Below are 11,513 nucleotides of genomic sequence, written 5' to 3'. Positions count from 1 at the left end.
AAATGAAACAAATATTTTTAATTTAAAACTAAAATAAAAACAAATCTATTTTAATTTAAAATAGATTTGTTTTACAAAAATATTTAAAATAAAAAAGGATTAATTTGTTTTTTATTTAATTTAAATGATGAGGTTAAAAAGAAAATATTTATTTTATATTTTTATGTAAAATAAAAATATAAATGTTTTGTTATTATCGTGTAAACAAATGAAGAAAAGGTGAATAAACATTGATAAATCAATGTTTATGATAATGTTTTATTTTTATTTTAAAATAAAACAAAGTAAAAAATAAGAAAAATAAAAAATAAAACAAAGGATATTTATTTTAAATAACAAAATAAATATATGTAAGTTTATTTTATAAAACAGTGTAAAATAAATGAAAATTATTTGTCAGAAAACTTGAAACAAAATGATTTGCGCGCTATAATTAAGGTAGAAAATAAGTCGAGTTTATTTTAAAAATTAGGGGGAAAAATAAATTATGAAAATTGAAAATATTCAGTCAATCGTGAGTAAAATCGAAGATTTAAAAAAGGGAAAATTTTCCAGTGAGAAAATCATGCAGATTTTAGACCTTGAAGAGAGTCCAGAATCAATTTTAAAAAAATATGAGAAAGAACAAGGTTTGTATTCTATTGAAGACGCAGCAGTGAAGATTGGTGAAGAATTGAACGACAAATCATGGAATTATCGTAAGTTGTACAACCTTATCAATTGTGAGAATCCACAACTTAAATTTGTAAAACAAAGCAATAAGAAAGGAATCAAGATTCATATAAAGGAAATTAATCGTTTCATTTCGGAAAAGAAACTGACACGAGAAGATTACAAAAACTTATTTGACCGTGAAACAGAAAAGAAGATGGAAATCGAAGAACAAATGAAAGTATTAAAAGAAGAAAAAGATCAAAAGATTACTGAATTAGAAGCGAGAATCGCTGAATTAGAAGCACAGTTGAAGAAACCTGCACCAAAAGGTCGTCCAAGAAAAGATGAAAAGGAAACTGGAAAGGTTGAGTAGTCTCAATCTTTCCACGGTTTCAAAAAAAATTTTCATCAACCCTTGTTTCCAAAAATCATCTGAGGTACATTGCAGGTAAGGTTTTAAGATGTTCAATACAAACAGTCTTTTGGTCTGGGTGTTTGAAGAGGTGATAGTCTATCAAACATACAAACAATTAGATATGTAATTTTTTTATACATATGTGTCTCAAAGGTTTACCTTTAGCAAAGTCCTTGGGACTCTAAGGGCGAAACGCAGCAATAAGGGGTTGTAGCGTCTCAAAGGTACGTTTCAAATAGGAGGATAAAAATGATATACGGTTATGCGCGGATTTCGAGTTCGGACCAGCAAATTATTTCTCAAATTAGTCAATTAGAGAAATTTGGTTGTGACAAGATAATAGAAGAAACAATTACAGGAATTGCAGAAGAAAAAGAGTTGAATCGATTGATTGCTACGTTGCAGCAAGGTGACACACTTGTTGCAACACGCATGGATCGCATGGGAAGAAATACACGACAATTGCTAGAGTTAGTAGAAGAATTAGAGAAAAAAGATATTCATTTAGTGATTTTGGATTTGAATATAGATACAAGATCAAATACAGGAAAGTTCTTCTTAACTGTCATGGCAGCTTTTTCGGAATTAGAACGTAGCAACCTAAAAGAAAAACAAAAACGCGGTATTGACGTTGCAAAGGCACAGGGAAAGCATTTGGGAAGACCAAGATCATGGAAAAAATCAGGTATGGAAGAAGCAATTAAGATGTATCAGAATCATAGAATTGTTGCCGAGATAGAAGATATTACAGGAGTGAGTAAAGCTTCGCTTTATCGAGAATTGAAGAGAAGAGGAATTACGAGAAATTAATTCAATAAGTAAGCAAAGGGGGTGTTTGGAATGGAAATAAATAATATGCAATTTACACAAATAAAATATGGGAAAATTGAGCTTTTAATTCAAGAAAATGCAGTTGAAGTAGATCACTATACTGTTGAAGCAAAAGAAATACATAATCCTGCTTTGGAACACTTTACGATTATATTTACAGAGGTTTTGGACAAAAGTCTTTTGGAAGAAAATGCAGAATTATTCTTCATAGATCGCGTAGCGATTGGACTTACGAATGTGGAAGGTCAAATGTATGGTTTTTATCAGTACAGTAATACGTTTCCAACGATAGAAGAGGAACGTAAGTTCATGGAATACCTAATCCATAGAGAAGATGTACTGGAATCTTCTAAGAAATATGAACTTCTATATAAGTATTTAAAGGAAAAACCTCGTTTGGATGGTTATACCATCATGGAGAAATTCTACGATGAACATGCAGGGAAAATGAAGGAAATGGTCATGTATGTGGATTATGATGAAGAGGAAGATGAAGAAAAAAGAATATTTTACTAGATTTTTATCGATTTTTGCTTTAAATTTAGAACAACAGAATAAATGAGAAAAAGCCAACGATTAGGCCCGTTGACTTTTTCAAATAGGTTAAATCTCACTCTCGCAAAAGATGAAAGATTAATTAATAGATTTGTTACTACAAATAATACTTTCTATAAGTGTATTTGTCAAACAAATTATGATTCCTTTTTTATAGAAAAATGTAAAATAAATTTCATTTATTTTGCAAAAGAATACAAAAAGGAAAACGGATAAAATTGTGAGTTTTAACCTTCCATTTAAGCATTTTTATGCAAAAGGGGAGGTTTTTTATATGGGTGTATTCAGTCTTGTCGATGCAGGAGACTATACAATTCAAGATTTAGTAAGAAAGAGTCGAATTGGTAAAAACCCAATTCAAATATACAACGGTACAAAAGAATCAAAAATGGTTTGGTTCGATGAACCAAAGATTTTACGAGATTTCGAGGACCAGGTGGAATATTATTTTGGTTGGATTCCAGATATGATGGACAACCGTTCACGTTACTTGTATAAAGGATGGAAGTTTGATGGAATCGATTATCAAACAAAAGAAGATATTGTCATCTTCCAAGAAGCTGGTTTTGATTACAAAACATTACGTCGTGACATAGCAAAGAAAACAAATGGAAAAGAAGATCAATATTTAGTTCCAAATATCCTTTCATTCCCAACAACAAGAAAAGTATCAACGTTACGCGAATTGCAGTTTTTGTATAGCGACTGTGATGACTATAAGGTTATTGACGGTGGCTATACATATGAACAAATCATGAAAGTGATTGATAAATTAGTAGAAGAAAAGAAAATGCCAAGACCAACTGCTTTGTTAAAAGCAAGAGGATGGCAACCATTATGGAAACATTCACCGATTCCATTTTTCCGTGAATTTGAATGGAAGAAAATGCAATCATTAATCCTTGCAGGATTAAAAGAAATTGGTGCTGATCCAGCAGCCACTGATGCGGTTCGTTATCTGAGAGCCAACAATTCTATTCATTCAGGAACAAAAGAACGTGTAAAAATGTATGTATTCACCGATGATTTTTACAGTTTTGATGATTTATATAAAACATATATTGGACCAACGGAACGACCAAAACCACATAAGAAAAAGGAATATAAGAAAGCAGGTAAAATTACACCTGGTAATTATCCTTTATGGAGAAAGTTCAAGTGGGGTTCACCACAACAAATTCGTTCATTACACATTGCAAGAATGATGGATTTAGAGAAACTTGTATTAGAGTTGCGTGGTGGTTGTATTACTGGAAATCGTGAATATGTTTGTTTCTTATATCGTTATTGGCATTTATGTAGTCATGGTGATGAAAAATCAGCTATTTGTGCAATGTTGGACTTTTATCATAGTTTTGCAACTGTAAATGCTCCTTATTCGGACCATGATTTAATCAGACGCACTAACAGTGCGGAAACGGCCTGGAACAATTGGTTAAAGAATGAAAAAGACGGATACAATTACAGTAATGAACGATTAATTGAAGTATTAGACATTACTGCTGATGAAGAAAAAGAATTAGAAACAATCATTGGCGAGAAAGAACACCAAAATCGTAATACAAAATATGTTACTCAAAAACGAAGAAACAATGGTGTTCGAACAAAAGATGAATATAATGCAGACAGAAAAGAACAAGTAAATGACAAGTTAGAAGAATTGAAAAAGTTGTTAGAAGAGAATCCAAAGATGAAAAAAACAGCTTTAGCAAAAGCACTTGGAATCGGAAGAACTCGTTTGTATCAATTGTTAGAAACATTAGTGGACACGAAATAAAAAGTGTTCACTGATGTGTCAGTTAAGATTGTAAAAAAAGGTGTATATATTCGGAGAATATATAATTTCTTAAAAGAAATAAAAAAATTAATATCTTTTATCTCTTAAGCTCTTTTCACTCTTTTAAAAACATATAATGTAATTGTGGGTGTCCTGTATTACACTAGTTCATATTTATCATTTAACACAACAGTTCTTATACACTGTTGTGTTATTTGTTTTCTTGTTACATATATTATAATGGTTGGTAGCCTTTTATATATTGGGAGGTACTTTTATGTCGGATGAAACAGAAAATGAAAAACAATATGAAAAAAAAGAAACAAAAACATTTACCATTGAAGATGGGGTAAAAATGAAAAGAGAAAAAAGACTAAAAGAACAAAAAGAATTTGAAGAAAAACTAAAAGTACTAAAAGAGAAAACGAGAAAATTAAAAAAAGAATTAGGGTATGAATGAAACACTATCTTACAACCAAAAAGACATTATGACATGCAACTGAAGTTTTGCAAGTCCTACTATCTTTTTGATTGACGGTAGTGTTTTTTTTGTTATGTTCTTTTTACATACAAGAAATAATGAAATGACTTAATAGATTACCTGCACAAGTACAAGTAATAGTAACGACAACATTGATAAGTATTTGTTTCATGATGTATCATCTCCTTTCATTTTTTTAACTATGTATATTACGATGGAAAATTTGTTTCTATCACAAAGATCGGTTCTATATGGTAGAACTTAAAGATTTATATGTATTTTTGGCGTTTTGGTGTTTTGGCAGCTTGGGGGAATGGTTTATGGAACTACTTACAAATGTGAGTGTAGATGCTTTTTTGTTTATTGCTCCGCCAACAATGATTGGTTTAGTTTTTTTCTTTTTTCTATTTAGAAGTATTTTGATAGAAGAAGAGAAAGAAGAAAATATGAAATAAATATATTTTTTAGGAGGTGAGAGGATTGGAATTTAAAGATGTAACAATTGAAGTATTGAAAGATATGTCGGAAAAAGAAATTATTGCTATTGCAATGAAAAGCTTTTTGGAAATTCCTAATTTAGATGTAGATCAAAAAGTATTAGATGCATCTACTATGTATCGAGCGGATTTCGATTTAGTAAAAAGGCACATAAAGTATGATTTTAAGAACTTTGTGGTGACGTACCCTTATGTGAATGAACAAGAAGATGTTTTATATAGTAAAGGGGTATTTTCGAAGGAACAAGCAGATTTCTTTCCAATGAATTCTTATTTTATTTCGGTTCTTGCGGATGTAACTGTAATGCCTTACGGCATGTTGGAAGTAACTTTTACAGGAGAACATATTTTTCGCAATACCAATGATTATCGTCATCATAAAGCGAATAAAATTTTCGAAACAAAAGATTATTTTTATTATGATTTCGTCAAACAAGAATTTGTACAAGTGAATGAATCGGACCTTGTTAATGGACGTAAATTGAAGTTAAAAAATGAAGCTACTTATTTACAAAAAACAAAGAAACATATACAAGAATACATAAAACGTGAAGAGTTGTTAGAGTACACGAAACAACGTTTAAAAGTCCGTGCAAGATCGTATCAAGAGCGTTTTCGTAAGTTTAAAGAAGTATGGGGTTTAGGATCAAAATTGAATACTTTCATAAAGATAGAAAAGTATTTTGAGGAATATATTAGTTTTTTAGAAGAATTAGAAGTAGGTTTACAACTAAAATTAATATACTCAAAGCTTACGAATCGTGAATTTCTGCAATTAGAAAAAATCCGTAAGGATTTATTAGAAACGGATATTCCCAAATGCCAAGAAACGCTCCATCGATTAGTTGAAGCAATCTGTGCAAAGGAAGAAAAATATCAATGGGATAATATCAAGGAATTCAATTTGAATTCGCTTGATGATGATGATCTGGCGATTCTGAATGAATTTAGAGATGTAGATGTTAGAAGATTATTAGATTTCGTTACACCGCGGTCAATGGATTTTAACCCTTCTTTCATTTTGCAAGGTTATATTGGGTATGATTTAAAGTTAAAAGAACTCTATCCAAATTTAGCACAGTTGGAGAAAAGGGAAATGAGAACGGATAAAATGGGTTCTGATTTATTAGAACGTGAACGAAAGAAAATGACGTTAGATCGTTTAGAACAACATGCAGCGAGAGCAGAAGAGCCATCTGAGGAGAAAGAAGATGAATATGTAGATGGTTGGTTTACTTTAGAAGAATTAAAGATACTCATTCAATTAAGTACTTCTGAACAATTATCAAAGGTACAAACAAGACGTGATGAATTAGGATATTCTAGAGATGAAGGTATGGAAAAATGGGGAGAAATCAAGGCAATGAAGAAAGAGGATTTGAAGAAGATAGAGAAGTCATAGAGACTTCTCTTTTTTTACTTGACTAATTGAAACGACGGTATAATTTAGGTACAACATTATTTATTTCTTTTTTCTATTTTATTTCCACGACTTGTATAGAAAAATGCGTATCTCGTGACTGAATACGATTGACACACTGTAACTTTAATTTTTTGGACAAACAATAAAAGAAATTATTATTCCATTGATACCAACGACGTTAACTTGTTGAATCAATTTCATTATATAGATAAGGAAAAAATACAAAATTAGGAGGATTTTATCATGTTTGAGCTCTATTTTAATAATCTGCATCATATTGTTTAGTGAAACAAATTTTAAGATGCCTTACGCTTTATTTTAACTGTTTTTGTATCTTTTAAGGTAATTGCATTAAATCTCTTTAAGAAAGGACTTATTTGACGAAATAAGGACTAGTTTTTAGCAACATGGATGAATATAAGCAACACAAATTAAAAATTGAAATGGAGGAGATAATTTAATAGAAAAATTGATTCATTGTAACAAAGTAACACAAGAAAGCACTTGTTGTAACATGTGATTAGTAAGAAATACTCTCATCTCGTCGTTCTCGAAATTGAGAACATGCCGAAAGGCGCTGAAGCCCCAAGGGCTCGTAAAATTATGCTTGGGCAGCCTAAACGTAGCGGTACGTTTGGGGCACAGATTATGAAGGTCTTCTGTGTGCATTGTGACAAATCCAACGGATTTGGAAGGGTGTCTGTAACTGCACTGAGCAGATTGATTCCTATGGAATCAATTGTGAGATTCTTTAGTGCGGTATGACGAATGAGTGGAGGTTACGACTAATCATGATGGCGGCGCATTGTTTTTTAACTATCGGGTTCCTTTTTCAAAAAAAGAAGGAAACCGATAGTTAAAAAACAATAAAAGTGCTTGTTGAAGTGCGTCCTCAAACTGGTTTTGACCTTGTTTTTTAGCTTTTGAACTTGCTTTTTAGATCTTTTTAGTTAGTTTTTTTGGGAGGTGATGATATTGAAAACGTACGAAAAGAAGATAGAAAAGATTTTCGAAAGGGGTCGTCAAAAAGGTCTTGTAACGAACAAGAACAGGACGTATCAAGAAGCAGTAAATCGTATGGCGAATTGGTTTGAAAAGACGTATGGACCAAAACAGGCGAATCCTAACCACTGGAGAGCACACATGGTGGATAAATATATAGATCATCTGGTAGATCGATATGATCGTGGAGATATTGCAGGTTCTTCTGTTCAAAAAGCGGTGCATGCGATTGAAAAAGCTAGGGTAATAGTGAAAGAAACAAAATGCTTAGGCAAGAAAGACGGAAAACCTATCACAATCCGTACAGGATTGAAGGATGAACGATTGGAAATGTTGTTAGAAAAAGGCGTAACGAAGTCCAAAAATGAAATATCTGCACGGAAATCAACGTTGGCACAAGGTGATTTGGTTCGTAGTCATTTGGATGATAATTTGAAATTTGCCTGTGAAACAGGCAAAGATACTAACATTACCAGAAACTCTGAAAATATCGCTAATGTGGTGCATTTCCAACAATTATTAGGTTCGAGAATAACTGCAGCCATGAAATTGAAAGTAGAGGATATAAATTTTGAAAAAGGTTATTTAACGTTTCATAAAGATAAAAACAACTTCACTCGTAGAGTGAAAATGTCTGATGAAGCAAGAGAGTTTTTAAAAGGTGTTATAAAAGGTAAAAACCCTAGTACACCAGTATTTGAATTTCGTGATAAAAAAGGAGATACAATGTCTCCAAAGAAAGCTAATTCGATTGTGCAAGAGCAAGTAAAGAATGCCGCGACTGCGGCTGGTTTGTATACGAAAGAATCAAGATACACAACGCATTCATTTAGAAAGGCATATGCACAAGGTGTATATGATTCAACTCGTAATATGAGTAAATCAGAAATCAAAAAACTGATTGCAGAGCATTTGTCTGCACAAGGAAGTAATAAATCACAGATCAAGAAAAGATTAAAAAATGAAATGAAACGAATCAATAAAAATAATAAATATAAAAATAATTTTTCTCACGAACAATACAGAAGACTATATATTTCACTTCTGTTGGGCCACAGTAGAATTGACGTGGTTGCAAGGCACTATATCAAACCAGATAAACCTGCTAGAGTTAGTAAAGTAGCATAGGGAATCATGACGAAACTAAGGGAATCCTAACGGATTCCTTTTTTGTATTTTAAAAGAATCCTAAAGGGCATTCTTTTTTTAGTGTAGAATTGTTTTTGTAGGAGGTGGACGTGTCCATGGACAATCAAAATACACAAACAAATACAACAGAGAAAGCTTACTGGGCTTCTGAAGCAGCGGAGAAATTAAAAACAAATCCATCTACTTTGAGAAACTGGACTAATGCTTTAGAAAAGGAAGGATATTTATTTGTTAAAAATGAAAAAGGGCAACGCGCTTTTTTAGATAAAGATATTCAAAATTTAAAATTGCTCCAAAAAAATTTAAAAAATAATATAAAGATGAAAGACGCTGTCCTTGCTGTTATGGCAAGTGTTAAGGGTGAGATACGGACAGGTAGTGTCCGTGAAGAAGAGCGTCCATTGGTGCGTCCGCTTAGTGCGGACACTGTTCAAAAAATCGTAAATGAAGCTCTAGAAAAACAACAAAAAGCATTTGATAAAAAACTAGAAGAACAAAACAAAGATTTCGAAGAAATGATGAATCAGAAAATGACTGAACAAGCTGAATTCATCATGAAGAAAATGAGTGAAGCAACAGAACAAAGAGATCGGCAATTATTATCTAATATACGAAGTATACAAGAAGAAAAAGAAGCTCGAAAAGAAATAGCAACAACAATAGAAGAAAAGCCAAAAACAGGATTTCAGAAACTTTTAGGATTCTTTAAATCTTGATTTTGGCTATGATCGGCGCAATTGTGCTGGTTCGCTGGTATAGAAACATACAATGTAGATGCTCGTTGTCAATACAGGTCCATCGTATTGATCAATGAGAGACATTGTATGTTAGCCTAAATGGGCAATCCAGCCCAATGCGCCAACTTGAAGTATAGTTGAGCATTAAGGAATGAAAATTTTCAACTTATAACATAGATTTATAAATGTTTTCTGCTATTCTTTTTATTACTGGAACAACAACAGAATTTCCCGCTTGCTTATAAAGATGTGTAGGAGCTAACTCAGGTAAATTGAAATTTTCAGGATAACCTTGGAAATTAAAACACTCTCTAGGAGTTAACTTTCTAATTCCATGTTTTGTTTTAACAAGTGGAACGTTATGCCCGCCCGTCCCCATATTTGCGGTTAATGTAGGACATACATTACTTTTATTTTCTCTCACATATTTTCTACGCCATTGATATATTGTCTCTTCGGAAGTCATTTGTTCTTCTAAAAGCGAATAAAAAGAACACTTATCGTCTGTATAATAAAATCGATCATCTAGTTTATCTGAAAGATTTATCATATCTTTTATTGTTAGTTTTAATGCTTGTGGCATTGGGAAATCAAAGTTTTTATAGTATTCAATATTTCTAAAACCAACGATATAGATACGTTCTCTATTTTGTGGGATATTGCCGAAATCCTTTGCATTCAATACTTGATATTTGATATGGTATCCGTTGCTTTCTAAAGCTTCACAAATGACTTTAAAGGTATTTCCATTGTCATGGCCCACAAGATTTTTAACATTTTCTAAAAATATAACTTGTGGTTTTTTAGCTACAATCAAGCGTAAAGTTTCAAAAAATAAATCTCCACTTTTTTCATCTTCAAAGCCTTTTCTATATCCAGCTACGCTAAAAGAAGTACAAGGGAATCCTGATAGCAACACATCAAACTCAGGAACATCTTCTACTTTGATATTTCGAATATCATCTATAATTAATTTGTTTTTAAAATTTGATTGATAGGTAATAGCTGCGTTTTTATCATATTCATTTGCCCAAACGGTTTCAAAATATCCAGTTTGTTCAAATCCTAAATCAATTCCGCCTACACCTGCGAATAAACTTGCTATTTGTAACATCTTTTATCCTCTATTCCTTTGCATGATTATCAAATTATAGCATAAATTGCGGCGCGCCGCATTAAAAAAGCAAGGAAGCACACTACCTCCCTTGCTTTTTTTATAATTTAATAATTTTTTTGGTTCGTAATTCAACTTTCGCAACTGGTAAAATTGCATTTTCTTCGATGACAAATTTAATAACACTGAAGCGTGGACGACGCCCTTGCAACTGTTGATCTCCAAGTGTTTGCGTTTTATTGACTTGGATAAGTTTCAAAGTATCTGAATTAATTCCAGTGTCATAAATATAAAGCTCATCATCTCGTTGATTTAATCTTAAAAAATATAGTGCATCGAAGCTCTCGGATGGAGAAAAAGAAGTTGTATCTTTATCCCAATTCGATGTAGCTTTCGCTTCGATAATTCGATTCGTTTGAGGATCACGAGCATCGCCCCCAGTACCTCTGTTTAGTTCAAATCCCATCGCTGAACATAAAAGTGTTTCTGAAATGGTTTCAGGAAAATTGATTCCTCTATTGTGACTGTTTTTGATAAGAGCATTTAACTCTTTCCAAAGGAAATATGCTTTTACAGCATCTTCAAATCTAGATTTATCTATTTTTACAAAATCGTGTAATGCCATGTTTTTATGTGTGCTTCACTATGTATCTATTAATATTTTAACTTAATCTATACATATAATCATCTAGAACTAACAATTTCCATCTGAAAATCTTCATTTTTTTGCATTTTGGAGAAAAACGAGAATCATGCATTTTGTGTGAATCTCGTTTTTTGTTGATTTAATAAGGTTTCTGTTTTATTTTACAACAAAATTTAATTTAAAAAATGATTTAATTTAAGAGTATTTTACATTCAATTTGAATATAAAATAC

General features: G+C 31.8%; 11 protein-coding genes. 9 read left to right on the top strand and 2 right to left on the bottom strand.

The window, feature by feature from the left end:
* Nucleotides 1–487 precede the first annotated feature (487 nt).
* The 9 genes from A7Q26_RS25370 (at nt 488) to A7Q26_RS24875 (ending at nt 9,500) form a co-directional block, all read left to right on the top strand.
* Nucleotides 488–1,027 (top strand): hypothetical protein, encoded by a 540-nt coding sequence (locus A7Q26_RS25370; RefSeq protein ID WP_198162990.1) that lies wholly within the window; start codon nt 488–490, stop codon nt 1,025–1,027.
* A 291-nt stretch (nt 1,028–1,318) separates the two neighbouring features.
* On the top strand, nt 1,319–1,879 hold the full coding sequence (locus tag A7Q26_RS24885; RefSeq protein ID WP_084439222.1) for a recombinase family protein: 561 nt from the start codon (nt 1,319–1,321) through the stop codon (nt 1,877–1,879).
* A 30-nt stretch (nt 1,880–1,909) separates the two neighbouring features.
* Complete coding sequence (locus A7Q26_RS19200; RefSeq protein WP_157102625.1) at nt 1,910–2,416, top strand: hypothetical protein; 507 nt, start codon at nt 1,910–1,912, stop codon at nt 2,414–2,416.
* A 259-nt stretch (nt 2,417–2,675) separates the two neighbouring features.
* On the top strand, nt 2,676–4,232 hold the full coding sequence (locus A7Q26_RS25365) for a hypothetical protein (protein WP_157102624.1): 1,557 nt from the start codon (nt 2,676–2,678) through the stop codon (nt 4,230–4,232).
* A gap of 277 nt (nt 4,233–4,509) precedes the next feature.
* Nucleotides 4,510–4,692: a hypothetical protein gene (locus A7Q26_RS19195; protein ID WP_066863029.1), complete on the top strand. Its 183-nt coding sequence runs from the start codon at nt 4,510–4,512 to the stop codon at nt 4,690–4,692.
* A gap of 272 nt (nt 4,693–4,964) precedes the next feature.
* Entirely contained in the window at nt 4,965–5,168 is a 204-nt protein-coding gene (locus A7Q26_RS25360) for a hypothetical protein (RefSeq protein ID WP_157102623.1), read from the top strand.
* A 25-nt stretch (nt 5,169–5,193) separates the two neighbouring features.
* Nucleotides 5,194–6,612 (top strand): hypothetical protein, encoded by a 1,419-nt coding sequence (locus tag A7Q26_RS25355; protein WP_157102622.1) that lies wholly within the window; start codon nt 5,194–5,196, stop codon nt 6,610–6,612.
* 996 nt (nt 6,613–7,608) lie between these two features.
* Nucleotides 7,609–8,763 (top strand): tyrosine-type recombinase/integrase, encoded by a 1,155-nt coding sequence (locus A7Q26_RS24880; protein ID WP_198162989.1) that lies wholly within the window; start codon nt 7,609–7,611, stop codon nt 8,761–8,763.
* A gap of 116 nt (nt 8,764–8,879) precedes the next feature.
* Entirely contained in the window at nt 8,880–9,500 is a 621-nt protein-coding gene (locus A7Q26_RS24875; protein WP_232313874.1) for a MerR family transcriptional regulator, read from the top strand.
* A gap of 187 nt (nt 9,501–9,687) precedes the next feature.
* On the opposite strand, the gene A7Q26_RS19190 is transcribed toward A7Q26_RS24875, so the two are convergent.
* Together A7Q26_RS19190 and A7Q26_RS19185 are read right to left on the bottom strand one after the other, a co-directional pair.
* The gene (locus A7Q26_RS19190; RefSeq protein WP_066863026.1) at nt 9,688–10,635 is read right to left on the bottom strand and encodes a DNA cytosine methyltransferase; all 948 of its coding nucleotides are present in this window, start codon (nt 10,633–10,635) and stop codon (nt 9,688–9,690) included.
* Nucleotides 10,636–10,735: 100 nt separating this feature from the next.
* Entirely contained in the window at nt 10,736–11,260 is a 525-nt protein-coding gene (locus A7Q26_RS19185) for a Bsp6I family type II restriction endonuclease (RefSeq protein ID WP_066863023.1), read from the bottom strand.
* Nucleotides 11,261–11,513: the final 253 nt, after the last annotated feature.

This window comes from Sphingobium sp. TCM1, from assembly GCF_001650725.1.
Classification (GTDB): domain Bacteria; phylum Pseudomonadota; class Alphaproteobacteria; order Sphingomonadales; family Sphingomonadaceae; genus Sphingobium.
This window is presented reverse-complemented; position numbering and strand designations above follow the sequence as displayed.

Coding starts and splice junctions, on each gene's coding strand:
- A7Q26_RS25370 (WP_198162990.1), top strand. CDS start 488: ATGAAAATTGAAAATATTCAGTCAATCGTGAGTAAAATCGAAGATTTA.
- A7Q26_RS24885 (WP_084439222.1), top strand. CDS start 1,319: ATGATATACGGTTATGCGCGGATTTCGAGTTCGGACCAGCAAATTATT.
- A7Q26_RS19200 (WP_157102625.1), top strand. CDS start 1,910: ATGGAAATAAATAATATGCAATTTACACAAATAAAATATGGGAAAATT.
- A7Q26_RS19195 (WP_066863029.1), top strand. CDS start 4,510: ATGTCGGATGAAACAGAAAATGAAAAACAATATGAAAAAAAAGAAACA.
- A7Q26_RS25360 (WP_157102623.1), top strand. CDS start 4,965: ATGGTAGAACTTAAAGATTTATATGTATTTTTGGCGTTTTGGTGTTTT.
- A7Q26_RS24875 (WP_232313874.1), top strand. CDS start 8,880: ATGGACAATCAAAATACACAAACAAATACAACAGAGAAAGCTTACTGG.
- A7Q26_RS19190 (WP_066863026.1), bottom strand. CDS start 10,635: ATGTTACAAATAGCAAGTTTATTCGCAGGTGTAGGCGGAATTGATTTA.
- A7Q26_RS19185 (WP_066863023.1), bottom strand. CDS start 11,260: ATGGCATTACACGATTTTGTAAAAATAGATAAATCTAGATTTGAAGAT.